The following is a 24,782-nucleotide window of genomic DNA, read 5'->3' as shown; positions in this document are numbered from 1 at the left end:
AATTAATTCATGCGACGGAAGATCAATGAACCGTTGGTACCACCAAACCCGAAGGAATTGCTCAGCGCAGCATTAATACTGACCGGGCGGGCAACACCAGGCACATAGTCCAGGTCGCAGCCTTCATCAGGGTTTTCCAGGTTGATGGTCGGCGTTACCACCTGCTCGTACAGAGACAGGATACTGATAATCGCCTCTACCGCTCCGGCGGCACCCAGCAGATGTCCAAGCATCGATTTGCTGGAGCTAACCACGAGCTTGTCGGCTGCATCTCCAAACACGCTACGTACAGCCTGTGTTTCTGCAATATCACCTGCCTGGGTCGAGGTGCCATGAGCGTTGATATAGCCGATATCTTCAGGATTCAGCCCGGCGTCCTCCAGTGCATTACGCATGCAGTTGGCAGCACCGATACCGTTCTCGGAAGGTGACGTCATGTGAAAGGCGTCAGCACTCATGCCGAATCCGGTCAGTTCGGCATAAATCTGTGCGCCGCGTTTCTTGGCATGTTCATACTCTTCAAGCACCAGAATGCCGGCACCGTCGCTCAGCACGAAACCGTCACGATCCCTGTCCCAGGGGCGACTGGCTGCCTGTGGATCATCATTGCGAGTAGAGAGTGCCCGAGCTGCGCAAAAGCCTCCCAGACCTACCGGAGACGTCGCCATTTCGGCCCCACCGGCAAGCATCAGGTCAGCCTGGCCGGTGGCGATCATCTGCGCCGCCAGGCCAATATTGTGCGTACCTGTGGTACAGGCCGTTGTCACGGCGATATTGGGGCCTTGCAGGTTGTAGCGAATGGAAAGCGTGCCGCCAATCATGTTGATGATGGAGCCTGGCACAAAAAATGGGGAAATCTTACGCGGGCCACTGGTGCGGATAGTCTCTGCATTTTGTTCAATCGCAGTAATGCCGCCAATACCAGAGCCGATCGCCGCACCGAATTTTAACGGATTGAATCCTTCCTTATCATCCAGCCCGGCATCCTGCATTGCCTGGACCCCAGCAGCGATGCCGTAACGCAGGAAAACGTCCATCCGCTTGGCTTCTTTGGCCGACATATAAGGATCGGTATCAAAATCTTTGATAGAACCGCCAAAGCGTGTGGTGAAGGATGACACATCAAAATGCTCAAGCGCATTAATGCCGCTTTTTCCTTCAAGCAGTCCCTGCCAGGTGGTATCAACATCGTTGCCAAGCGGCGTCACCATGCCGAGTCCAGTAACTACAATTCGCCTGCCCTTCAAAGCGCAAATCTCCTTGTTGGTATTCTAATACAGAATAAATACGCAGATAGACAAAAGCTACCCCAAGGACTGGCCCGGAGTAGCTTTTTCAGGGTTTCCTGATGAAACCGAATACGTGCTTACAGGTGCTCGTTGATGTAATCAATCGCCAGCTGTACAGTCGTAATTTTTTCTGCTTCTTCGTCCGGAATCTCAGTTTCAAACTCTTCTTCCAGCGCCATAACCAATTCTACGGTGTCCAAAGAATCTGCACCCAGATCTTCGACGAATGATGAAGACGGTTTAACGTCGTCTTCTTTGACGCCAAGCTGCTCGCAGACAATTTTTTTCACACGTTCTTCGATGCTGCTCATAACTCTTATTAGCTCCTAGTACCTAAAGTTTAGTCATGCATTCCGATGATTAAATTGGTTATGTTCTGACCAACTGAATTAATCTGAAACGCAAGTTTACATGGATTTTACAGTGCTTGTAATCTCAATCTTCCAATTTTCTTGCAAAAAAGAGACTTTTCTCTTGTTTTTTAATGGCTTGCACCTTCTTTGAGATGCTGTTTTTATTCGATAAAATACCCTCGTCGTCTTAATCAGGCCATGTACATTCCACCATTAACCTGAATGGTTTCACCCGTGATATAGCCGCCAGCATCGGAAGCCAGGAAACCAGCCACTTTGGCGATTTCCTCTGGTTTTCCGAAGCGCGCCAGTGGTATCTGGGATAACAGTGCTTCTATCTGTTTTTCATTCAGTGCACGCGTCATGTCGGTATCAATGAAACCTGGCGCAACGGCGTTGACGGTAATGCCCCGCGACCCAATCTCTCGTGCCAGGGAGCGGCTAAATCCTTCTACCGCTGCTTTACTGGCTGCGTAATTGCTTTGTCCCGGGTTGCCGCTGGATGCAACAACGGATGAAATGTTGATGATGCGGCCCCAACGAGCTCGGGTCATGGACTTCAGCGCTGCTTTACAAACGCGGTACATAGAGTTCAGGTTGGTATTAATGACACTGTGCCATTCATCTTCCTTCATGCGCATTAGCAGGTTATCACGCGTGATCCCGGCATTATTGACCAGGATCAATGGGGCGGCACCCAGCTGTTCGGTGATTTCTGCCATCAGGCCGTCCACTGCTTCGGTGGAAGAAACATCAACACAGAAGCCTGAACCTTTGATGCCATTTTCCTTAAAAAATTCCGTAATGGATGCAGCACCAGACTCAGTCGTTGCTGTACCCGCAACAGTAGCGCCCTGTGCACCCAATTCCTGAGCGATGGCACGACCGATACCTCTGCTGGCACCTGTGACTAGTGCGACTTTATCAGTCAGACTCATTTGCAGACTCCCTATTGTATTTCCGGCTATGTAGCGCGGCTGCTAATCGATTACTGTGAAACCGTCTGAAGCGTTGTGCTCAGTACGTCACTGCTATCCGTGCTGTAGCTTTGTATATCTTTGTTAATTCGCTTGATCAGGCCGGCCAGTACCTTACCAGGTCCACACTCTACAATCGTACCTATGCCGAAATCCTGCATGCAGTAAATCGTATCGACCCATTGCACTGGCATATATAGTTGTTTAAGCAGATTCTCGCGTATTTCGCTCGGTTCACGGCAAGCGCGGCCATTAATGTTCTGAACAACCGGCAAGGAAGGCGCCTTGAAGGACACGTCCTGCATGGCTTCAGCTAACCTGTCAGCGGCTGGTTTCATCAGTGCGCAATGAGAAGGAACGGATACATTCAACGGCAATGCACGCTTGGCACCGGCTTCTTTGCAGGCTTCCATGGCGCGCTCAACAGCAGCCTTGTCGCCGGCAATAACAGTCTGGCCAGGCGAATTATAGTTGGCTGCAGAGACACTTTGACCGTCAGCAACGTCGCGACAGATACCATCAATGCGACTGTCATCCATACCGATAATGGCAGCCATACCACCGACACCGGCGGGAACAGCTTCCTGCATGAATGAGCCGCGCAAATTGACCAGTTTGACAGCGTCGGCAAACGTAAGCACGCCAGCACAAACCAGCGCTGAGTACTCACCGAGGCTGTGACCGGCCAGCATGTCAGGCAACGGGCCTTTTTCCTGCATCCAGGCACGCCAAATGGCGTATGAGGCTGTCAGCAAGGCTGGCTGTGTATAGGCAGTCTGGTCAAGGAGTCCATCGGGGTTTTCGCTGACAATCTGCCAGAGGTCTGTCCCCAGTACTTCTGAGGCCTCTGCAAAGGTATCGGCAACGATTGGCTTGTCAGCATACAATTCAGCCAGCATGCCTTTTTGCTGGGAGCCCTGACCTGGGAATACGAAAGCAATCTTCTGCATGTCCGCCACTCTATTTCATCAATGTGACACCGGGTCTGCAGCCATTCGACTGGCAATTAACGCCGGCACATTATCGTTTATTTGTTTGATTGCATGCTCTATCGCACGACTGAATCCGGTCCGGTCCGCATGACCGTGACTTTTTACCACAATGCCCTGCAATCCGATCAACGTCGCACCATTGTATCTTGTAGGTTCAACTTCTTTTCGCAAGTCACTGAATAGCGGAGATAATATCCACGAAAACATCCGGTAGTACCAGTGTTTGCTAATACTTCTCTGTATCTGGCGCTTCATAGCTGTTACGGCGCCGGCGCTGACCTTGATGGTAATATTTCCTGTAAAACCATCACAGACAATGACATCAGCACGGCCACTAAATATCTGGTTGCCTTCGATAAAACCGATGTATTCGAAGTCCTGGCATGCTGAAAGCAGCCTGGCGGCATCCTGAATAACTGCCGTTCCTTTTGAGCTTTCTTCCCCGTTATTGAGGAGTGCGACCCGACAAGGGCTGCGTCCAGACAAGGAAGTGGCAACAAGAGCGCCCATACGGGCAAAACCGAACAATTCCGTATGGGTATTATGCAAGTTGGCTCCCACATCCAGCAGGTAACTATATCCTCCGGAGCGGGTCACTGGAATTGTGGCCATGATGGCGGGCTTTTCGATGCCCGGTATCGTCTTGAGCAGATGACGTCCAGCCAACAGCAATGCACCTGTATTACCTGCGCTGACACAAGCACCGGCCAGTTGCTTTTGCACCTGTTCGATGGCAAGAAACATAGAAGATCCCCTGCCGCTTCGCAGGATACCTTCTGGTTTGTCATCACTACTGATCGTCTGCTTGCAGTGCAAAACCTCGATCCGCTGCCTGTCTGCCTTATTGGCCTCCAGTAACGGTTCGATTTTGCTGGCATCCCCGGCTAATACAAGCTCAAGCCGGGGGTGACGAGACATCACATCCAGGGCAGCCGGAACAGTAATGGAAGGCCCGAAATCACCTCCCATTACATCAACAGCAATGCGCCGGTTTTGAGTCAAACTTACTCGTCGCCGATGTTCAGGACTTTTTTGCCCTTGTAAAAGCCATCAGCAGTCACGTGGTGACGACGATGTACTTCACCAGTTGTTTTGTCGATAGTCAGCGTAGGTCCACCCAGTGCGTCATGGCTGCGACGCATGTTACGACGTGAACGAGACTTCTTACTCTTTTGAACGGCCATTCGGATTGCTCCTGTCAGTATGCAAAATTCACCAACTTACGAATCTGGCTTCTTATCCTTCAGGCTCGCCAGAACCGCAAATGGATTTGGTTTGGATGGCTGGGCCTCGGCCCCGCTCTCACCCGTTTCTTCAAGATCCCCGGCTACAGGCATCGCCGACTCACAATCATCATGTGTGGCGGCAATGGGTAAACCCAGAATCAACTGTTCTTCTATAATATCTGCCGGTCGAATCTGTTCGTCCTCAGATATCCAGGGGTCCAGTGAAGCTGGCAATGACTTCGCCATTTCTTCCGTCCGGACCAGTGCCAGATTAACCGACTCAACCAGTTCAACAGCAACTGGCTCCAGGCAGCGTTGACACTGCACATTGACGTTGGTGGTCACTTCACCACTAATCACCTGTCTGCGCTGCTCATCAAAACCAAACGACAGCGCTGCACTGACATCACCTGCAGGGTCAATCAGACAATCTGCAAGCCGTTTCAGTTCCCTGATGGCAATACAGCCTTCAATTGCCAGTCCTTGCCGGAATACTTTCCGGGCATCCAGAATCTGGGGGACAGGAGTGGAAAAATCGAGGGTGTCAGCCATAGGCGCGCAATGATAGGGACAAGCAAGGCATCTGTCAAAAAAAAATGCTGATTTTTAATGCATTAGGGCCGAACTACATCAAAAGAGCAGGCTCGGCCAACTAATTCGACCATTTTATCATAATTAGTGGGTTGTGCGTGGCGCTATTGCCTGTCTATCAAGTTCGGCAATAGCGCTGGATAAATCGTGACATACTGGGCCGAAGTTCAGCATTGAGGGTCATCTGCTCACTGGAAAGCGGGTGGGTGAACTGCAACGATGCCGCGTGTAAAAACAGCTCTTTACCTTCGGCCTGTGACTGCCCTGCCGGCGTATATTTGCTATCACCGATTATAGCGTGCCCAGCCTGCTGACAGTGAACCCGAATCTGGTGTGTTCTGCCTGTCTTAGGGCGCGCTTCAATCAGGCTGTTCCGCCCTGCCAGTTTCAGTAACCGAAATGCTGTCTCGGCAGGCTTGCCTGCTTTATCAACAACAACAATACGCTCGCCTTCAGTTGGCTGCCTGCGACTTAAGGGCTTATCTATTCTGTTCAGCGTAGCCGGCCAATGACCATGGACCAGGGCCTGGTAGACTTTGGTTACACGTCTGGCACGAAAGTCATCCTGAAGTTTTTTTAATGCTTTCGCCTGCTTGGCGATCAGCATCAAACCAGAGGTTTCCTTGTCTAAACGGTGTACGAGTTCCCGGTAGCTCCCCTCTCCCCCCATATGACGAAGACTTTCAATCAGTCCGCGAGGAGAGCCCGTGCCGGCGTGAACGGCCAGACCAGCCGGCTTGTTAATAGCGATCAGGCACTCATCTTCATAAACAATGGCCGAGCGCAGAGCTGCCTGCAACTCCGCGCCAGGAGCCGCCGTCGCCTGCTGAGTGGATATCCGGATTGGTGCAACGCGCACCTGATCACCCGCTGTCAGGCGGGTATCCTGTTTACAGCGCTTCTTGTTGATGCGGATCTCATCTTTACGGATATAACGATAAATCAAAGACTTGGGCACACCTTTTAAACGACTGGCAAGAAAATTATCCAGCCGCTGACCGTGAGAATTTTCGTCCACGTCAAAAAAACGCACACGAGGTCGGTTTTCGCCGTCGGCGCCCGGTTGCACTTTCTCCATGCCTGTCTTGTTATCAGTATGATTCATTGCAACTCATTAAATTAGCCTTGTTTAGCCGTCATTATCCTGCCAATACCAGGAAATCCACACATGATAGCAGATTGCAGGGCTGTGCCTGTGCACAGAATCAGCGCCTGGCAGGCATTTAGTGTAGAATTCACGCTGATTTCGCAGGATGGATGACAGGAAAACAAGATGCATACGATAAAAAGCCGACTGGACGTGATTGTCAGCGAGGCAATGAGTCAGGCAAGTGGCATGGCCGCAGAGGAAATCAATGCGCAGGTCATTTACGCCACACGCCCTGAATTTGGTGATTACCAGGCCAACGGTGTGATGGCCATCGCCAAACGCCTAGGCAAAAAACCACGCGACCTGGCACAGGAAGTGGTGGATGCAATACCGGGCAATGATTTGATCGCCAAACTGGAAATTGCCGGCCCAGGCTTTATCAATATCACGCTGGCCGATGAGTGGCTTAACAAGCAAGCCTCAGAATATCGTATTGCCCCATCGAACCTGATTGCTCGCCTGGATTCGCCACAAACCATTGTAGTTGACTACTCCAGCCCCAACCTGGCCAAGGAAATGCATGTCGGGCATCTGCGAGGCACGATTATCGGTGATGCCATTGTCCGCATCCAAAGTGCCCTGGGCAACAATGTCATCCGCCAGAATCACGTTGGTGACTGGGGAACTCAGTTCGGTATGCTGATAGCCCACCTGGAGAGCCTTGGCAACCAGGAAGCCAGCAGGTCACTGGCTGACCTGGAAGTGTTCTACCGGGAAGCCAAGCAGCGTTTTGACAGTGAGCCTGAATTCGCCGAAACCGCACGCAGCTACGTGGTTAAATTGCAGCAAGGCGATCCGGCTTGCCTGGAGGCCTGGCAGCGGTTTATTGATGAGTCCCTGGGACATTGTCAGGCGGTATATGACCAGTTAGGCGTTGCATTGACGCAAGACGATATTCGCGCAGAAAGCTTCTATAACAGCGACTTACCTGTGATAATTGAAGACCTGCGTAAAGAAAAATTACTGACCGAAGACGATGGCGCCAACTGTGTGTTCCTGGATGAATTCAAGGGCAAAGATGGCTCACCCCTGCCCGTTATCGTACAGAAGCGTGATGGTGGTTACCTGTATGCAACCACAGACCTGGCAGCCATTCGCTTCCGCGGCAAAGAATTAAAAGCTGACCGGATTCTTTATGTTGTGGATGCACGACAAAGTCTTCACTTCCAGCAAGTCTTTGCCGTGGCACACAAGGCCGGCTTTGTCAGTGACAATTGTGAGCTGACGCATATTGCCTACGGCACCATGATGGGTGAGGACGGCAAGCCGTTTAAAACCCGTAGTGGTGATACCGTCAAGTTGCGCGATTTGCTGGATGAGTCGGTCAGGCGTGCTTTTGACCTGGTCACAGAGAAAAATCCCGACCTGGCAGAAGAAGAGCGACACAAGATCGCCAAAACTGTCGGCATTGCCGCCGTTAAATATTCTGATCTGTCCAAGAACCGGACCAGTGATTACATTTTCGACTGGCGTACGATGTTGTCCTTTGATGGCAATACGGCTCCTTACCTGCTTTATGCGTTTGCAAGGATCCAAAGTGTCATCCGTCGACTGGCACAAGAAGGTGTTGAACCGGGTAATGACATCACGGTGACTGCTGACGCTGAACGTCGACTGGTTCTGAAAATCAGCCAGTTCTCAGAAGTGCTTCAGCAAATGGGCAAAGACTGTTATCCCAATCAGCTTTGCCAGTACCTGTATGAGTTATCAGGTACGTTTATGAAGTTCTATGAGAGCTGCCCTATTCTCAAAGCGGAACCGGCACAGCAGGCAAGTCGTCTGGGTGTAGCGGCACTGACCGCAGAAGTGCTTAAACAGGGTCTGAACCTGCTGGGCATTGAGCCTCTGCACAAAATGTAGCGCATTTTCGTAGTAAACACTGCACATAAAAAACGGGGCGGCCTTCTATGAAAGCTGCCCCGTTTTTTATGTGACGACTTTGATTGTCTACTGAGCCAGTTCAAGCAACAGCTTGTTCAATTGGCGGCTGAACCGGGCTGGATCTTCCAGCTCATTTCCATCTGCCAGGCTGGCCTGGTCAAATAGCAGAGATATCAGGTCGTCAAAGCGCTCTTCGTCGGCTTCTTTATCCAGTTTTTCGATTAATGGATGCTCTCCGTTTAACTCAAATACCGGTTTGGTCTCCGGTACCGGCTGACCAGAAGCTTCCATGATACGGCGCATTTGTGCCCCCATATCATCCTCTGAAAGCGCCAGGCAGGCTGGCGAATCGGTCAGGCGATGACTGATGCGTGTTTCTTTGATGCGATCGCCCAGGCTTTTACTGACACGCTCAAGCAAGGGTTGAAGTGCTTTCTCGCGCTCTTCCTGCTCAGCCTTGTCTTCTTCGGTATCATCCAGTTTGCCTAAGTCCAGTTCACCGCGTGTAATGTCCTGAAGGCTCTTGCCATCAAATTCGTGCAGATGGCTCATCAACCAGTCATCAATCCGATCGGAAAGGAGCAGCACCTCAATACCTTTCTTGCGGAAAATTTCCAGGTGCGGGCTGTTTTTCGCCGCTTTCTCAGACTCAGCTACCAGATAGTAAATCTTTTCCTGCTCAGGTTTCATGCGAGTCACATAGTCTTCCAGTGACTGGTCCTGGCCTGTGCTGTCAGCGTGGGTGCTGTTAAACATCAGCAACTTGGCAATGGCTTCCCGGTTGGAGAAATCCTCACCCGGGCCTTCTTTCAATACCTGGCCAAACTCTTTCCAGAAACCGGCATAAGCCTCGGCATCTTTGCTTTTCAGCTTGGACAGCATGTCCAGGGCACGCTTGGTTAGCGCACTGCGCATGGAGTCGACTGCTGGATCTTTCTGCAGGATTTCACGAGAAACATTCAATGAAATATCATTGGAATCAACAACACCCTTGATGAAGCGCAGATACAATGGCAGGAACTGCTCTGCCTGATCCATGATAAAAACGCGCTGAACATAGAGCTTCAGGCCACGGGCACCGTCACGATTCCACAGGTCATAAGGCGCTTTGGCTGGAAGATATAATAATGAAGTATATTCCAGTTTGCCTTCTACCTTGTTGTGGCTCCATGACAGCGGCTTCTCAAAATCGTGAGCAATATGTTTATAGAATTCCTGATACTCTTCTTCAGAAACGTCAGTACGAGGGCGGGTCCACAGCGCTTTGGCATCGTTTACCGGTTCGAACTCCTTCTCAGCCTCTTTTTCATTGCCCTCTTCGTCCAGTTCTGGTGCTTTTGGCATCAGTACCGGAATGGCAATATGATCAGCATACTTTTTAACAATCTGCTTGAGTCGGAAGCCATCTGCAAATTCGTTACAGTCTTCGCGCAAATGCAGTGTAATCGTAGTACCACGTTCGGCTTTTTCTGATGTCGCCAGTGTGTAGTCTGACTCACCGGTAGAAGTCCAAAGGGTTGCCTCATTAGTGTTACTCCCTGCCTTGCGGGTTAACACTTCTACTTTGTCAGCCACAATAAAAGCTGAATAGAAACCCACACCAAACTGGCCGATCAGTTGCGAGTCTTTTTTCTGATCACCACTTAAAGACTCAAGGAACTGCGCCGTGCCTGAACGGGCGATGGTACCCAGGTTGCTGATGACATCGTCACGAGACATACCGATGCCATTATCACTGATAATGACTGTTCCCGCGTCTTTGTCAAAATCGACAATCACTTTGGGCTCACTGCCATCCTCAAGAAGATCAGCATTCGACAATGCCTCAAAACGCAGTTTATCGGCCGCATCGGATGCGTTGGATATCAACTCACGCAGAAAGACTTCCTTGTTACTGTAAAGTGAATGAATCATCAGTTTCAGCAACTGTTTGGCTTCCGTTTCAAAGCCACGTGTTTCCTGCTGTAAATCTGTCTCCGCTGTCATGTCCTTTCCTCTATAACATTTTCAAGATAGTTATCTTGGGCATAAAAAAACCCGAAACCTCTGCAGGCTTCGGGTTTTTATGGGGACGTTGTCCCGCTATTTCAAGGCCAGAAATCAGACCGGGCGATAATAATCTATGGCCATTTCTTTCTGGTTCTGCAGTGCTTCATGACGACGCTTGGCTGTTTCAACAAATGTCACATACTGACTGGCGTTGTTAACATCATTACGCACGGCCGCCTGAGCAGCTTCCAGCGCCTCGTCAAAGCGATCCAGCTCTACCAGAGCCCTTGCCAGAGATAGTTGAACTTCACCAGCATTTTCCAGACCACCACGATCCAGTGCTGTTTGCATTGCATCAGCGGCACTTTCGTAGTCACGGTTCATCAGATAGATATAGCCCAGATAATCCCAGGCCTCAGCATCGTCAACCACTTCCACTAACTGCTCTGCCGGCTCGACTGCTGCTTCAAACTCGGATGCCATGATGTACATCTGAGTCAGACGGCGCAGGTTATCACCATTGTTTTCAACGATTCCCTGTTCCATACCGTCCTGCATGATCTGCAAGCCGCGGTAAGGAGCATCCAGACCAGCCAGTGACTGCGCCAGGTTCAGGAACTCGCCTTCATTTTCCAGGTAACCTTTATGATAAGCCAGTTCCAGAGACTGGATGCGCCTGGCTTCATCATCAAGGTAGCCGTAGATAGCCGCCAGGTTGCGCCAGTCTGATGCTTCATCGAACAGGGCGACCATGGTTTTGGTCACTTCCAGGGCAGCGTCATAGTTCTCTTGCTCAATGTACATGACGTTCAGCAGGCTGTAGATATTCTTGGGAATCTCACGGCCTTCTGTGCGCAACAAGTCCATATAGCTGAGCAGGTGAGGAATCGCTACGTCGTATTCCTGCAGGTTGTAGTGAGCCAGTGCCAGAATCTGAAAGACCGTCGCGCTTTCTTCATCTGACAAGTCCCGCCATGCGTTCAAGCGGCCAATAGCCTCTTCAAACCGTTCTTCTGCAGCATACAACTGACCTGAAGACTGCAGAGCACGTAATCGTGAATCAACGCGCAGATCTTCAATCTGAAGAATCCGCTCGAAAGTATCGAGTGCACTCTGAATGTCTTCGACTGCCAGGTAGTAGTTGGTATAGAAGTTCAACAGCGTTGATTTCTCAAAATCATTCAGGCTGTCGTAACGCTCGTTAAGTTCATCCAGTTCTTCTTTTGCACCGGGCAAATCGGGTTCAACACCCTCTTCTGACGGGCTAAGCATTTCCTGGATTTCTGCGATCACACGATAAACGCGCTCACTCAGCGTGTCAGAACGACGCGTGGGTGGCGGTTCACGAGGACCGTCATCTTCATCCTGCGCGTAGGCAGGCGTAGAAAGAATGACCTCTCCCGCAGTCAGTGTTGTCGCCAGCATGGCTGCAACAATGGCGGATCTAAGCACATTTTTTGCTAACATCATTGCTTATTCCTCCAACTGATAACGGAAAACGTACTGGACGTTTGGTACTTCAACGGCTTCACCGTTCACAACTCGAGGCTGGAAGCGGAAACGTTCAGCAGCACGAATGGAGGAGCGGTCAAACATGCCCTGAGGCTCTGCATCGACTACCACTACATCACGGACGCCGCCTTCGGCTGTTACCGTAAAGGAAACCTGGCACCAGCCTTCGATGCCACGTTGGGCTGCACGAGTCGGATACTGAGGCTGAATGTTTACCAGTGGCAACATTTCACCGTCAGAGATACCCAGGCCAGCGCTGTCAATATTGATCTCGATATCTGCTGAAGCACCATCACGGCTGTAAGAGATACCTGCTGTGGGATCCATATCAACATCACGACTATCTGGTGGCGGAGGTGTGTCCTGCACTTGTTCAATTTGCTCTGGACGCTCCACTTCCTGAATCACTTCCATGACAATCTCTGGCATGGTCGCATCTACGATACGAACCACATTGTTCTGAGTTTGCAGTTCACTGCCGCTGGAGATCAGCGCCTGCATGAAATAGAACAACCCCAGTGTAACCACCAGTGCCAAACACAGAGAAATCAACCATCTAATAGCTATCATGTTTAGTTCTCCGTCGAAATGGACACAGACGAGATATTGGCTTCCCGTGCCGCGGCCATAATGGTCATGACATGCTCATTCTGAGCTTCACGGTCACCCTGAATCACCACAGAGGCATTCGGAGTTTCCGCTAACCTTCTCTCAAAACGAGACCGGATAAAACGCGAATCTATTTGCTCACCATCAATCCATATTTCGCCGTCACCGCTGACGGCGATCAGGATCAGGTCCTTCGAGCGAGGCTCCGCGGTCGATGCTTCGGGTTTCAGAACTTCAATACCAGCCTCGGTCACAAACACCGATGTCACGATAAAGAAGATCAGAAGGATGAATACGACGTCGAGCATCGGGGTTAAATCAATTTCCCCGGTGTTCTCGTCACCACCCCGTTTCTTCATCAAACCTGATTTCATTATTATGCCTTTATAATACTGTTCTTATGAATTAGGCCATGTGATCTTCGAGAAGTTCCAGGTCCCGGTCGATGCGAATCTTCAGCCAGTTACTGGCAAAGATTCCGGAAAGCGCACCAACCATACCAGCCATGGTAGGAATCGTCGCTTTGGATACACCGCCTGCCATTGACTTGGCGTCACCACCACCGGTCAATGCCATGACATAGAACACCTCGATCATACCTGTCACGGTACCTAACAGCCCAAGCAGCGGACAAACCACAACCAGGGTTTCGATCATCGGCATTGTAGATTTAAGATCCAGCGAAATTTCAGAGATCATCATGTTTCTGATCTGCTGAGCTCGCCAGGAACGAGTATCGGAACGTGCATTCCAGGCCGACAGTGTTTGTTTAACACGTTTGGCATGTGTGGAGTGCAGGAACCATACCCGCTCGAAAATCAGCGACCACTTCAGGAGCAGGAGGCCAGCGATGATCCAAAGAACACCGCCGCCTCGAGACATGAAGTCGTTGATCGCATCTATAAGATCGAGCAACGCAAAATACATAGTGCCCCCTTAGGATTAGGCCTGAGCACCACCGGAAGTAGACTCGGCTTTACGGGCAATAATACCAGTCGCCTGCTCTTCCAGGATGTGGATGATGCGATCACTCTTCGACTTAACCCAGGTATGCATCAGGATTGTCGGGATAGCTACAACAATACCCAGTACCGTGGTCATCAGAGCCATGGAGATACCGCCAGCCATGATAGTCGGGTCACCAGCACCGTAAACAGTGATTTGCTGGAACACGTTAATCATACCGGTTACCGTACCCAACAGACCCATCAGAGGTGCAACGGCTGAGATGATTTTGATCATCGTCAGGAAGCGCTCAAGTGCGGGAGTTTCCTGCAGGATAGCTTCACCCAGCTTCAGCTCCAGCGTTTCTGTGTCAACATTCGGGTTGGAGTCTGCAACCAGCAGGATACGACCCAGTGGGTTGTTCTTGCTTGGTTTGTCAGCATTCTTAACCTGAGAGTTAACCTTGGCTGCAACCAGTGTCAGCATGAAGGAACGAATCAGTGCAACCAGGACACCGATAGCACCAATACCCAGAATGGTGAAACCGATAACACCGGCGTTCTGACGAACCTGCTCAGTTGGTGTTGGGAAGTTGATCAGGTTAGCCATCAGGCTACCACCCAGTGCACCCGTTGGGTCGATGCCCACTTTGTGCATGCCGCTGTCGGCGCTTTCCAGTGTTTCAGCCTGAGAGATAATGGCTGAACCAGGCTGGCGAGGCAGTACCTGCAGGTGACCAACGTCGCCGCTGTATGACAGGTAATCACCACCACCGATGGCATTGAAGTTACCGATACGTGTAATAGTACGGTTTTCCTGTTCGCCTGAAGGCAGACCAACAACATCTTCGTACTGAACTACACGACCAGACTCAACCAGTTCCTGCTGCATGTAGAACCAGAACTGTTCGATCTCATCGACACGAACCTGTTCGGTATCACTGGCAACACGATCAATGAAAGAATCCAGGAATTCTTCACGACCTGGATATTGGGCACTGACCAGAGAGTCTTCGAAAATGCTACGGAAGTCACCCGCAACACCTTGAATTGTACCAAGAAGCTCGTTCAGGTTGGCTCGAACATCACGCAGTTGTGCGCGGCGCTCAGTCAGCATCTGACGATTCTCGTCAAAAACACCTTCAAGACGGGCGTTTTCAGCTTCTTCTGCGGCGATCTGCTCACGCACTTCCGCCAGAATCTGCTCTTGCTGGTCAACTTGTTGCTGGAAACGCTGCTCGCGTTCTTGCGCGGCATCTGATTCAACAACTTGGTTTTCTTCGACATTGCGAAGCAGTTCGCTCAGGCTGCTGGCCGGCTGCTGCGCATATGCCTGTGTAGATACGGCTAGAAACAAGCCCGTAACGGAAATTCCTGCTAATTTAATTATATTCTTCTTCACTGTGCTTACTCCGGCGCAACGATTGGTACTTCAATGATTTCTGGTGCAATCAAACCACTGGCTACACTAATAGCATCTCTGATTGCGGTTCGATACTCAGCGGCATCCAGCTGAACCCACTGGCGAGCTTCTGGATCCCAGGCACCCGTTTGAGAGCGGTCTTTTGTCTGGTATACCAGAGCAACCCGACCTACACGCAACATATCCACGTCTCTTTCGACACCGTCGATGGTAATTGTTGCCGGGTAAGTTTCACGAGTACGACCGTACGCATTTTCAGTCTGGTAAAGTACCAGGATCTGACGGAAGCGTTCGGCAGTGGAAACATTCGGGTTATCGATTGCATTACGTGCAAACTCGATACGATTTCTGCGCTCTTCCAGGTGGAAAGGCATGTCCAGGTCGACAAACTGATCCATACTTACCAGCATGCGGTTCATCAACAGGGGCAGTTCCTGGGTTACGTTTCGAACTTCAGCGATGGACTCGGCAATCGTTTCCAGATCGTTTTCCTGGGCAGCGATCTGTCGACGCCAGTTGGCATTCAGAACCAGCAATGCTTCCAGGTTATCACTCTCGACTTTGAATTCTTCGAATAGCGAACTTGAGGAGTTCGACAGACGGGTTATTTCTTCTTGCGACGCGGCGGCCGCCTCGTTGGTCTCACCTATAACACTCTGGGCCCGGTCAATAACGCTGGTATCAACGTCCTGAGCCTGAGCTGTTCCGATCACCAGCAACGAGGCCAGCGGTAACAGAACCTTGGAATATAATCGACGGTTTTTCATGTGCCATCCTGTTATTGTATTAAACATCCCGATAGTTACACCGGATGTGACTTCTTTTATCTATCGTGCTTTTAACAACCTAAACCGAACATCATTTCTGGCGCCCGGCCCGGCCACTTTTTAGCAGCCTATTACAAAGTACGATCCATCAAGTTCAGATACACAGCAATGATCGAGCCAATAAAAGTTACTTTTCTACACGCACATACCACATGTTGAGGTGTCAAGTAACAAAAACACCGATCTTGCTGCTATCTGCCGTAAATTCAATGCTCCCTGCCGAATTATGCAGTCAAGACTAACACAACCCGTTTGAATTTTTGAACCTCTCAAATGAGAATTTTTTGTGCAAAGCGGCAGTTAGCGCCGACTCTGCGCACCAAGGTTGAACCCGGTCAGTGTTTTCGCACTGTAAATGTGCGGCAGCACCGGCCGGGTTTAACCCGATATTACCAGCCAGTCACTTCTTTCAGTGCCTGACCAATGTCCGCCAGACTGCGAACGGTTTTCACGCCAGCATCCTGCAAGGCAGCAAACTTTTCGTCCGCCGTACCTTTACCACCGGAAATGATTGCACCGGCATGGCCCATACGTTTACCGGGAGGCGCTGTAACACCTGCAATGTAGCTTACTACAGGTTTAGTGACATTCGCTTTAATGTAGGCAGCGGCTTCTTCCTCTGCACTACCACCAATCTCACCGATCATGACGATAGCCTCGGTTTCCGGATCTTTTTCGAACATCTCCAGGATGTCGATAAAGTTGGAACCTGGAATCGGGTCACCACCGATACCCACGCAGGAAGACTGACCGAAACCAAAATCTGTTGTCTGCTTGACGGCTTCATAAGTCAAGGTACCAGAACGGGATACGATGCCAACCTTACCTGGTTTATGAATATGGCCAGGCATAATGCCGATCTTGCACTGATCAGGCGTGATCACACCCGGACAGTTAGGGCCAATCAGGCGAACACCCAGCTCATCGCATTTTACCTTGGCATCCAGCATATCCAGTGTAGGGATACCCTCAGTAATACAAACGATCAGCTTGATACCTGCATTAGCGGCTTCCAGGATCGAATCTTTACAAAACGGCGCAGGAACGTAGATGACGCTGGCTTCAGCGCCAGTTTCAGCTACGGCTTCAGCCACTGTGTTAAATACCGGCAGATCCAGATGAGTCGTGCCACCTTTACCTGGCGTCACACCGCCAACCATTTTAGTACCGTAGGCGATCGCCTGCTCAGAATGGAAAGTACCCTGAGAACCAGTGAAGCCCTGACAGATTACTTTCGTGTCTTTATTGATCAGAATACTCATTATTTACCCTCCGCGGCTTTTACCACTTGCTGCGCCGCATCCGTCAGGCTGCTCGCCGCGATAATGTTCAGTCCGCTATCTGCCAGCACCTTGGCGCCAACATCTGCATTGTTACCTTCAAGACGCACAACCACAGGCACTTTTACGCCCACTTCTTTAACCGCACCGATGATGCCTTCTGCGATCATGTCACAACGTACAATACCGCCGAAAATATTAACCAGAACGGCTTTGACATTGTCGTCTGACAGAATGATCTTGAATGCTTCCGAAACACGCTCTTTGGTCGCGCCGCCGCCCACATCCAGGAAGTTGGCTGGCTTGCCACCGTGCAGGTTGACGATATCCATGGTACCCATGGCCAGACCGGCTCCATTGACCATGCAGCCGATGTTGCCATCCAGAGCGACGTAGTTCAGCTCAAAGCTGGCAGCATGCGCTTCGCGTGGATCGTCCTGTGAAGGATCATGCATTTCCTGCAGCTTCTTGTGACGATACAGTGCGTTACCGTCCAGATTGATCTTGGCGTCGAGGCAGTGAAGATCACCGTCTTCCTTGATCACCAGCGGGTTAATCTCCAGCAATGCCAGGTCGTAGTCTTTAAACAGCTGAGCCAGACCCAGGAAAATCTTGGTGAACTGTTTGATCTGATCGCCTTTCAAACCCAGTTTGAATGCCAGGTCACGGCCTTGATAAGGCTGCGCACCAACCAATGGATCAATGGTTGCCTTGATGATTTTCTCAGGCGTCTCTTCAGCCACTTTCTCAATTTCAACGCCACCCTCGGTAGAGGCCATGAAAACGATACGGCGAGTAGCGCGGTCAACGACTGCACCCAGGTACAATTCCTGGTCGATATCTGTGCATGACTCAACCAGAATCTTGCTGACAGGCTGACCATTGGCATCTGTCTGGTAGGTTACCAGACGCTTGCCCAGCCACTGTTCAGCAAAGGCTTTTGCGTCATCACGGCTCTTGATCAGTTTTACACCACCAGCTTTACCACGACCACCGGCATGTACCTGGGCCTTAACCACCCACATGTCACCGCCGATTTTGTCGCAGGCTTCAGCAGCCTCCTCGGGTGTATCAACAGCAAAGCCTTTTGATACGGGCAAACCGTACTCAGCAAACAGCTGCTTTCCTTGATATTCGTGTAAATTCATACCTAGTTTCCTCTGTAAAAAATCCTGAACCTGGCGGCTTATTTGCGCTTTTTGCGGTTCGCTGCATGAATGGCGTGCCCGTGAACAGACAGCGCTGCTTCATGAACGGCTTCCGACAAGGTCGGGTGCGAGAACATCGTTAACGCCAGATCTTCTGCGCTGGCACTGAACTCCATCGCGATGGCAACCTGTTGCACCAGGTCAGCTGCACTTGGGCCCATGATGTGACAGCCCAGAATGCGGTCTGTTTTGGCATCTGCCAGCATTTTGACCATACCAGCAGACTCATTGGCTGCCATGGCACGACCGTTGATGCTGAACGGGAAAGTACCCACGTTGTAATCAACATCCTCTTCTTTCAGTTGTTGTTCGCTCTTGCCAACCCAGGCAATTTCCGGGTGGGTATAGATAACAAAAGGAACCAGATCATAGTTAACCTGCGTTGCCTTACCGGCAATACGCTCGGCTACCATGACGCCTTCTTCCGAACCTTTGTGAGCCAGCATTGGGCCTCGTACCAAGTCGCCCGTTGCATAGACACCATCAACAGACGTTGCACAGTACTCGTCAACTTTGACGAAACCGCGTTCGTCTTTTTCAACACCACAATCATCCGCCAGCAAACCTTCACTGTAGGGACGACGACCAACAGCAACGATCAGCTTGTCAAATGTGGCTTCTTTGTCACCTTCGCTATCGGTGTAGCTGACTTTGACTGTTTTGCTCTTGCCTTTACCAGCGACTTTGGTGCCAGAAACTTTGGCGCCCAGTTTGATATCCAGGCCCTGTTTCTCAAGGACTTTCTTGGCATCTTTTGCCACTTGCTCATCGACAGCAGGCAGGAATGCATCCATCGCTTCAAAAACAGTGACTTCTGACCCCAGGCGCGACCAAACGCTACCCAGCTCCAGACCAATCACACCAGCACCAATCACACCAAGGCGTTTTGGCACTGCCTGGAATTCCAGGGCACCGGTCGAGTTAACGATAGTTTCGTCGTCAACCGGGGCTGGTGGAATGTCAATCGGCGCAGAACCAGCTGCCAGAATGATGTTGTCAGCTTCCAGTGTTTCTGTTTTGCCGTCAGCTGAAGTGACTTCCACTTTCTTGCCTTTGAGCAATTTACCGCTACCTTGAATACCTTCAACCTTGTTCGCCATGAACAGGCCTTTTACGCCCTGTGTCAGTTGGCCAACAATTTTGGCTTTTCGTGCAATCATGGACGGCACGTCCATTTCCACTTTGCCCGTGCTAATGCCATGAACCTTGAAGTCTTCCTGGGCTTCGGCATATTTGTGCGAAGAATCCAGCAGTGCTTTGGATGGAATACAACCCACGTTCAGGCAAGTACCGCCATAAACGGCTTCATTCTTCTCGTTGTGCCACTTTTCCACACAGGCGGTTTTCAGGCCGAGCTGTGCAGCACGAATAGCCGCCACGTAACCGGCTGGGCCGGCACCAATTACCACGACATCAAATTTTTTACTCATAACTGTTTCCTGCTTTGATAAGTCTGAAACTGATCCGTTAAACACATGAGCCACAGCAGGTGATCTGTCTGTGGCTCATTTTGCCGGTCAAACCGGCTTAATGTGAGTGATGCTTAAATCTCCAGCAGAATTCTTGCCGGATCTTCCAGCAGTTCCTTAATCGTTACCAGGAACTGCACAGCTTCTTTGCCGTCAATCATACGATGGTCATATGACAGTGCGAGGTACATCATTGGCAGAATCTCTACCTTTCCGTTAACTGCCATCGGACGCTCCTGGATTTTGTGCATACCCAGAATAGCGGTTTGTGGCGGATTCAGAATTGGCGTTGAAAGCAGTGAGCCAAACACGCCGCCATTGGAGATAGTGAACGTGCCGCCTGTCATTTCATCGATAGACAGCTTGCCGTCGCGGGCTTTCAGGCCATACTCGCGAATCTTGGACTCAACCTGAGCCAGGCTCATGTGGTCCGAATTACGCAGTACCGGCACAACCAGGCCGCGTGGCGAAGACACAGCCACACCAATATCCTGGTAACCGTGATAAACAATGTCGCTACCATCGATAGATGCGTTAACAGCCGGGAAGCGCTTCAGCGCTTCCACGCTGGCGCGGACGAAGAAGGACATGAAGCCCAGACGTGTGCCGTCATGCGCCTTTTCAAACAGGTCCTTGTAACGGTTACGCAATTCCATCACTGGCTGCATATTCACTTCGTTAAACGTTGTCAGCATGGCTGTAGACTGGGAGGCTTCAAGCAGACGCTCGGCTACCTTGGCACGCAGGCGGCTCATCGGTACCCGCTCTTCTACGCGGCCCGAAGATACATCACCGGAAACGCCTTGTGGCTTGCTTTCGGTTTTGCTCTCAGTTTTTGCTTCTGATTTGCTGCCACCTTCGATGGCTTTCATCACATCTTCTTTGGTGATACGACCATCTTTGCCGCTACCATCAATAGAAGACGGGTCAATGTTGTTTTCTTCAGCCAGTTTTTTGGCAGCCGGGCTCAGCGGGGCGCTGTCGCCACCAGCCTTTTCTGACTTTTTGTCGTTGTCTGCGGATGAAGAAGCTGCTTTTTTCTCTTCTTTGTCATCTTTCTTGTCAGAAGAACCTGATGAAGCTGACTTGCTCTCGCCAGCAGCACCTTCTTTCAAAGTTGCTACCACTTCGTTGCTGACAATGGTGTCACCGGCATCTTTGACGATTTTTTCCAGCACGCCATCGGCTGGCGCTACCACTTCGATCACGACCTTGTCAGTCTCGATATCCACCAGCAGCTCATCACGTTTAACTGCGTCACCTTCCTGCTTGTGCCAGCTGGCGATGGTGCCGTCTGGCACTGACTCTGGCAGTTGTGGAGCTTTAATCTCAATAGCCATCTTTGTTCCTTACCACGTAATGGTGATTAAATCGTAAAAATATCTAAACAATATGAATGTTGACTAAACTCAATCTTCTTTCGGGCCCAGGGCCTGTTCCAGGAAGGCATTGAGTTGCTGTAAATGCAGTTCCGGATAACCCGCTGCTGCTGCCGCTGACGCTTCACGTCCGGCATAGCGCAACTCCATATCCAGCCCCAGTTTCTTCATCACGAATCGCATGTTGTGCTGACTGGAATACCAGGCACCCTGGTTCATCGGCTCTTCCTGACACCAGACGACATCGCTGACATTGCTGTACTGCTTCATCTCTTCTTCCAGGTTTTCCAACGGGAAGGGATAAAGCTGTTCCAGGCGTATGATCGCAATATTGTCAATTTCACGCTTGCGACGCTCAGCACGCAGATCGTAATAAACCTTGCCTGAACAGAGGATTACGCGTTCAACCTGATCCGGTTTGATATTGTCATCTGTTTCTCCGATGACCACTTCAAATGAACCGTTAGCGAGCTCTTCCAATGTCGCAGTCGTCTCTTTATGACGCAGCAGACTCTTCGGAGACATCACAATCAGGGGCTTGCGCAGTGGGCAAAGTACCTGGCGACGCAGCATGTGGAAAACCTGCTTGGAGGTAGTCGGCAGACAGACCTGGATATTCTGTTCTGCACACATCTGCAGGAAACGCTCCAGACGGGCTGATGAGTGCTCAGGCCCCTGCCCTTCATAACCGTGCGGCAACAGCATGGTCAATCCACACAAGCGTTGCCACTTGTGCTCACCACTGGTGATGAACTGGTCAATAACAACCTGTGCCGAGTTGGCAAAATCACCAAACTGCGCTTCCCAGACCACCAGGGCATTCGGCGTAGTTGTGGCATAGCCATATTCGAAAGCGAGCACAGCTTCTTCTGATAGCAGAGAATCGAAAATGCCAAACATTTTAGGATCAGCAACCAGGTTGCTGAGTGGCACATACTCGTTTTCGTTGTTCTGGTCACGCAAGACAGCATGTCGATGCGAGAACGTGCCGCGCCCTACGTCCTGACCAGTGATCCGTACCCGGTTACCCGTGGTCAGAATACTGGCGTAAGCCAGTGTTTCCGCAAAACCCCAGTCGATCAGGGATTCGCCATTGGCCATTTTTTTGCGTTCATCGGCAATTTTCTGAACCTGACGATGCAGCTTCAGATCTTCCGGCAATGTGGTGACTTTCCTGGCCAGTGCCTCAAGTGTTTCCAGTCGCAGACTGGTGTTGTAATTCGGCGACCAGGTATGACCCAGGTAAGGGTTCCAGTCGACAAACATCTCAACATTGGGCTCTTTCACCAGGCTTTTTACAACATGTTCACCGGTATCCAGGGCATTACGGTAAGAAGAGTTCATCTCGTCGACTTCTGACTCTTCTACCACACCATCGCTGATCAGTTCTTTGGCATACAGCCCACGAGTGGTCAGGTGCTTGCGGATTTTCTGATACATCAGTGGCTGCGTGGATGAAGGTTCATCAGTTTCGTTATGGCCTCGACGACGATAACAAACCAGGTCAATCACCACGTCTTTCTTGAATTCATACCGGAAATCCAGTGCCAGCTGCGTGACAAACAGAACAGCTTCCGGATCATCCGCGTTCACGTGGAAAATCGGGGCCTGAACCATCTTGGCAACGTCTGTGCAGTACTCAGTGGAACGCGCATCGTCCTGACGGCTGGTGGTGAAACCCACCTGGTTATTGACGATGATGTGAACCGTACCACCGGTGCCATAGGCTCGCGTCTTGGACATCTGGAAGGTTTCCATGACCACACCCTGGCCGGCAAAGGCGGCATCACCATGCAGGCTGATGGGCAGCACGGCATGGCCCATGGGGTCCTGGCGACGATCCTGGCGGGCACGAACTGAGCCCTCAACCACTGGAGAAACAATTTCCAGGTGTGAAGGGTTAAACGCCATGGCCAGGTGAACCTCACCGCCTGGAGTCATGATATTAGAAGAGAAACCCTGGTGGTACTTCACATCACCGGAGCTCTTGTACTTGGCACGGCCTTCAAACTCACTGAACAGGTCAGCCGGGTTTTTACCCAGAATGTTGACCAGCATATTCAGACGACCACGGTGAGCCATGCCGATAACCACTTCTTTAACACCATAGCTGCCAGCACGCTGAATCAATTCGTCGACCAGCGGGATCAGGCTTTCGCCACCTTCCAGACCAAAGCGCTTGGTACCGGGGTATTTGGAATCCAGGTGTTTTTCCAGGCCTTCAGCTGCACTGAGCCGCTCCAGCAGGTGACGACGTACTTCCGAGTCATAGCCTGGGTTACCCAGCTTCGGCTCAATACGCTTTTGAATCCATTGCTTCTGTTTGAGATCAACCATGTGCATGAATTCATAGCCGATAGAGCCGCAATAGATGTTTTCCAGCGCTTCAACAATTTCACGCAACGAGGCAGTGTCACGATTAATGTGTAATGAGCCGGTCTGAAAAACGGTGGAGTTATCAGCGGGAGACAGATCGTGAAAACCCAGTTCCAGGTCTGGAACACTTTCTCGATGCATCAGGGACAAGGGGTCGAGTGCGGCTTTCTGATGGCCGCGGACGCGGTAGGAGCTTATCAGGTGCAGTACCTGAACCTGTTTGTTTTCATGTTCGGAGTTAACAACAACATCGTTGCTCAACACCGGCATGAAGCGACTGGTCTTACCCAGTTTGCGGAAGTATTCCTGGATTTCCAGGTGAGACACATCGCCGCCATTTTGCTTGGCAATGCTGGGCAGACTGTCAAAATACTCCCGCCACTCTTCAGGCACTTCGTCAGCATCATTAAGATACTGGTCGTAAAGCTGTTCTACGTACTCTGCATTGCCTCCCGAAAGATGGCCGGTACGCCACATAAGCTCCATTATGCTGTCATGCATATTTTAATATTCCCGGTTTCCGGAAATACCGACCGGCTAGTGCCTTGTGAGCAGAGCCGTCGGCATCTCTCATCAAAATTCAGTTGGCTCAGCTACCGCGCTGCAACAACATCTGACGAATGTGTCCTATCGCCTTGGTCGGGTTCAAACCTTTCGGGCAGACGGCCACACAATTCATAATTCCCCGGCAGCGGAAAACGCTAAAGGGATCTTCCAGCCCTGCCAGTCGTTCCTCGGTTGCCGTATCACGGCTATCGGCCAGGAAGCGGTAAGCCTGAAGTAGACCAGCCGGCCCGATAAATTTATCGGGGTTCCACCAAAAGGATGGGCAACTGGTTGTACAGCAGGCACAAAGGATACACTCGTACAGACCATCCAGTTTGGCACGGTCTTCCGGCGACTGCAGCCGTTCAATGGCTGGTGCTGGCGTGTTGTTGAGCAGGTAAGGCTCTACTTTCTCAAACTGCTGGTAGAACATGGTCATATCAACGACCAGGTCACGCACAACAGGCAGACCCGGTAGAGGACGAAGAATCAGCTTGCCGTTTTTGGCTGCAGCAGAAACCGGCGTGATACAGGCCAGGCCGTTGACGCCGTTCATGTTCATACCGTCTGAGCCACACACACCTTCGCGGCAGGAGCGACGATAACCTAATGTCGGATCCTGATCCTTGATCAGCTGCAGCACATCAAGCACCATCAGGTCACGACCTTCCGGCAGCTCAATGTTGTAGTCCTGCATGTGCGGCTTGTCGTCGACTTCCGGGTTATAGCGATAAACACTGACTAACACGTTAATTCACCTT

At 50.9% G+C, this 24,782-nt stretch carries 22 protein-coding genes; 1 reads left to right on the top strand and 21 read right to left on the bottom strand.

Annotated elements, in window-relative coordinates; all coding sequences use genetic code 11:
- Positions 1–2 precede the first annotated feature (2 nt).
- The 8 genes from fabF to PSCS_RS04115 all read right to left on the bottom strand — a co-directional run bounded on the left by fabF (position 3) and on the right by PSCS_RS04115 (position 6,533).
- Positions 3–1,247 carry a beta-ketoacyl-ACP synthase II gene (gene fabF / locus PSCS_RS04150; RefSeq protein ID WP_106387074.1) on the bottom strand — a complete coding sequence of 415 codons (1,245 nt, stop codon included), beginning with the start codon at positions 1,245–1,247 and terminating at the stop codon, positions 3–5.
- A 119-nt stretch (positions 1,248–1,366) separates the two neighbouring features.
- Positions 1,367–1,600, bottom strand: a complete 234-nt coding sequence (gene acpP, locus PSCS_RS04145) for an acyl carrier protein (protein ID WP_068810544.1) — start codon at positions 1,598–1,600, stop codon at positions 1,367–1,369.
- 233 nt (positions 1,601–1,833) lie between these two features.
- Positions 1,834–2,580, bottom strand: a complete 747-nt coding sequence (gene fabG, locus PSCS_RS04140) for a 3-oxoacyl-ACP reductase FabG (protein WP_068810543.1) — start codon at positions 2,578–2,580, stop codon at positions 1,834–1,836.
- Between the two features lie 50 nt (positions 2,581–2,630).
- Positions 2,631–3,569 carry an ACP S-malonyltransferase gene (gene fabD, locus PSCS_RS04135; protein ID WP_068810542.1) on the bottom strand — a complete coding sequence of 313 codons (939 nt, stop codon included), beginning with the start codon at positions 3,567–3,569 and terminating at the stop codon, positions 2,631–2,633.
- Between the two features lie 18 nt (positions 3,570–3,587).
- Positions 3,588–4,613: a phosphate acyltransferase PlsX gene (plsX, locus tag PSCS_RS04130; protein WP_082866546.1), complete on the bottom strand. Its 1,026-nt coding sequence runs from the start codon at positions 4,611–4,613 to the stop codon at positions 3,588–3,590.
- Between the two features lie 2 nt (positions 4,614–4,615).
- Entirely contained in the window at positions 4,616–4,795 is a 180-nt protein-coding gene (gene rpmF / locus PSCS_RS04125; protein WP_068810541.1) for a 50S ribosomal protein L32, read from the bottom strand.
- Between the two features lie 36 nt (positions 4,796–4,831).
- Positions 4,832–5,389, bottom strand: coding sequence for a YceD family protein (locus PSCS_RS04120; RefSeq protein WP_068810540.1), 558 nt, complete (start codon positions 5,387–5,389; stop codon positions 4,832–4,834).
- A 157-nt stretch (positions 5,390–5,546) separates the two neighbouring features.
- Positions 5,547–6,533 (bottom strand): RluA family pseudouridine synthase, encoded by a 987-nt coding sequence (locus tag PSCS_RS04115; protein ID WP_188619156.1) that lies wholly within the window; start codon positions 6,531–6,533, stop codon positions 5,547–5,549.
- Between the two features lie 177 nt (positions 6,534–6,710).
- On the opposite strand from PSCS_RS04115, the gene argS reads away from it, so the two are divergent.
- Positions 6,711–8,438, top strand: a complete 1,728-nt coding sequence (gene argS / locus PSCS_RS04110; protein WP_188619158.1) for an arginine--tRNA ligase — start codon at positions 6,711–6,713, stop codon at positions 8,436–8,438.
- An 87-nt stretch (positions 8,439–8,525) separates the two neighbouring features.
- Here the strand turns inward: argS and htpG are convergent, their stop codons facing one another.
- From htpG to PSCS_RS04045, 13 genes are all read right to left on the bottom strand, one after another.
- The gene (htpG, locus tag PSCS_RS04105) at positions 8,526–10,445 is read right to left on the bottom strand and encodes a molecular chaperone HtpG (protein WP_068810539.1); all 1,920 of its coding nucleotides are present in this window, start codon (positions 10,443–10,445) and stop codon (positions 8,526–8,528) included.
- Positions 10,446–10,559: 114 nt separating this feature from the next.
- Entirely contained in the window at positions 10,560–11,918 is a 1,359-nt protein-coding gene (locus PSCS_RS04100) for a tetratricopeptide repeat protein (RefSeq protein WP_068810538.1), read from the bottom strand.
- A gap of 3 nt (positions 11,919–11,921) precedes the next feature.
- On the bottom strand, positions 11,922–12,530 hold the full coding sequence (locus PSCS_RS04095; protein WP_068810537.1) for an energy transducer TonB: 609 nt from the start codon (positions 12,528–12,530) through the stop codon (positions 11,922–11,924).
- A 2-nt stretch (positions 12,531–12,532) separates the two neighbouring features.
- On the bottom strand, positions 12,533–12,943 hold the full coding sequence (locus PSCS_RS04090; protein ID WP_229694695.1) for an ExbD/TolR family protein: 411 nt from the start codon (positions 12,941–12,943) through the stop codon (positions 12,533–12,535).
- A gap of 31 nt (positions 12,944–12,974) precedes the next feature.
- Positions 12,975–13,496 (bottom strand): MotA/TolQ/ExbB proton channel family protein, encoded by a 522-nt coding sequence (locus PSCS_RS04085; RefSeq protein WP_068810536.1) that lies wholly within the window; start codon positions 13,494–13,496, stop codon positions 12,975–12,977.
- A gap of 15 nt (positions 13,497–13,511) precedes the next feature.
- Entirely contained in the window at positions 13,512–14,915 is a 1,404-nt protein-coding gene (locus PSCS_RS04080) for a MotA/TolQ/ExbB proton channel family protein (protein WP_068810535.1), read from the bottom strand.
- Between the two features lie 5 nt (positions 14,916–14,920).
- Complete coding sequence (locus PSCS_RS04075; protein WP_068810534.1) at positions 14,921–15,703, bottom strand: DUF3450 domain-containing protein; 783 nt, start codon at positions 15,701–15,703, stop codon at positions 14,921–14,923.
- A gap of 449 nt (positions 15,704–16,152) precedes the next feature.
- Positions 16,153–17,025 (bottom strand): succinate--CoA ligase subunit alpha, encoded by an 873-nt coding sequence (gene sucD / locus PSCS_RS04070; RefSeq protein ID WP_068810533.1) that lies wholly within the window; start codon positions 17,023–17,025, stop codon positions 16,153–16,155.
- On the bottom strand, positions 17,025–18,191 hold the full coding sequence (gene sucC / locus PSCS_RS04065) for an ADP-forming succinate--CoA ligase subunit beta (RefSeq protein WP_068810532.1): 1,167 nt from the start codon (positions 18,189–18,191) through the stop codon (positions 17,025–17,027). The genes sucD and sucC overlap by 1 nt, the downstream gene beginning before the upstream one ends.
- A 38-nt stretch (positions 18,192–18,229) precedes the next feature.
- Positions 18,230–19,681: a dihydrolipoyl dehydrogenase gene (gene lpdA, locus PSCS_RS04060; protein WP_068810531.1), complete on the bottom strand. Its 1,452-nt coding sequence runs from the start codon at positions 19,679–19,681 to the stop codon at positions 18,230–18,232.
- A gap of 113 nt (positions 19,682–19,794) precedes the next feature.
- The gene (odhB, locus tag PSCS_RS04055) at positions 19,795–21,060 is read right to left on the bottom strand and encodes a 2-oxoglutarate dehydrogenase complex dihydrolipoyllysine-residue succinyltransferase (RefSeq protein WP_068810530.1); all 1,266 of its coding nucleotides are present in this window, start codon (positions 21,058–21,060) and stop codon (positions 19,795–19,797) included.
- 69 nt (positions 21,061–21,129) lie between these two features.
- Positions 21,130–23,976 carry a 2-oxoglutarate dehydrogenase E1 component gene (locus PSCS_RS04050; protein ID WP_068810529.1) on the bottom strand — a complete coding sequence of 949 codons (2,847 nt, stop codon included), beginning with the start codon at positions 23,974–23,976 and terminating at the stop codon, positions 21,130–21,132.
- 88 nt (positions 23,977–24,064) lie between these two features.
- The gene (locus PSCS_RS04045) at positions 24,065–24,769 is read right to left on the bottom strand and encodes a succinate dehydrogenase iron-sulfur subunit (protein WP_068810528.1); all 705 of its coding nucleotides are present in this window, start codon (positions 24,767–24,769) and stop codon (positions 24,065–24,067) included.
- Between the last annotated feature and the right edge of the window lie 13 nt (positions 24,770–24,782).

Origin of the sequence: Pseudohongiella nitratireducens (assembly GCF_001642735.1) — a bacterium.
GTDB lineage: Bacteria > Pseudomonadota > Gammaproteobacteria > Pseudomonadales > Pseudohongiellaceae > Pseudohongiella > Pseudohongiella nitratireducens.
Note: the sequence above shows the minus strand (reverse complement) of the source record. Positions and strands in the feature narration are given on the sequence as shown.

What these genes read in the sequence shown, in the direction of transcription:
- acpP (WP_068810544.1), bottom strand. Translation starts at nt 1,600, where the DNA reads ATGAGCAGCATCGAAGAACGTGTGAAAAAAATTGTCTGCGAGCAGCTT.
- fabG (WP_068810543.1), bottom strand. Translation starts at nt 2,580, where the DNA reads ATGAGTCTGACTGATAAAGTCGCACTAGTCACAGGTGCCAGCAGAGGT.
- fabD (WP_068810542.1), bottom strand. Translation starts at nt 3,569, where the DNA reads ATGCAGAAGATTGCTTTCGTATTCCCAGGTCAGGGCTCCCAGCAAAAA.
- rpmF (WP_068810541.1), bottom strand. Translation starts at nt 4,795, where the DNA reads ATGGCCGTTCAAAAGAGTAAGAAGTCTCGTTCACGTCGTAACATGCGT.
- PSCS_RS04120 (WP_068810540.1), bottom strand. Translation starts at nt 5,389, where the DNA reads ATGGCTGACACCCTCGATTTTTCCACTCCTGTCCCCCAGATTCTGGAT.
- PSCS_RS04115 (WP_188619156.1), bottom strand. Translation starts at nt 6,533, where the DNA reads ATGAATCATACTGATAACAAGACAGGCATGGAGAAAGTGCAACCGGGC.
- htpG (WP_068810539.1), bottom strand. Translation starts at nt 10,445, where the DNA reads ATGACAGCGGAGACAGATTTACAGCAGGAAACACGTGGCTTTGAAACG.
- PSCS_RS04100 (WP_068810538.1), bottom strand. Translation starts at nt 11,918, where the DNA reads ATGATGTTAGCAAAAAATGTGCTTAGATCCGCCATTGTTGCAGCCATG.
- PSCS_RS04095 (WP_068810537.1), bottom strand. Translation starts at nt 12,530, where the DNA reads ATGATAGCTATTAGATGGTTGATTTCTCTGTGTTTGGCACTGGTGGTT.
- PSCS_RS04090 (WP_229694695.1), bottom strand. Translation starts at nt 12,943, where the DNA reads ATGAAATCAGGTTTGATGAAGAAACGGGGTGGTGACGAGAACACCGGG.
- PSCS_RS04085 (WP_068810536.1), bottom strand. Translation starts at nt 13,496, where the DNA reads ATGTATTTTGCGTTGCTCGATCTTATAGATGCGATCAACGACTTCATG.
- PSCS_RS04075 (WP_068810534.1), bottom strand. Translation starts at nt 15,703, where the DNA reads ATGAAAAACCGTCGATTATATTCCAAGGTTCTGTTACCGCTGGCCTCG.
- sucD (WP_068810533.1), bottom strand. Translation starts at nt 17,025, where the DNA reads ATGAGTATTCTGATCAATAAAGACACGAAAGTAATCTGTCAGGGCTTC.
- sucC (WP_068810532.1), bottom strand. Translation starts at nt 18,191, where the DNA reads ATGAATTTACACGAATATCAAGGAAAGCAGCTGTTTGCTGAGTACGGT.
- lpdA (WP_068810531.1), bottom strand. Translation starts at nt 19,681, where the DNA reads ATGAGTAAAAAATTTGATGTCGTGGTAATTGGTGCCGGCCCAGCCGGT.
- odhB (WP_068810530.1), bottom strand. Translation starts at nt 21,060, where the DNA reads ATGGCTATTGAGATTAAAGCTCCACAACTGCCAGAGTCAGTGCCAGAC.
- PSCS_RS04050 (WP_068810529.1), bottom strand. Translation starts at nt 23,976, where the DNA reads ATGCATGACAGCATAATGGAGCTTATGTGGCGTACCGGCCATCTTTCG.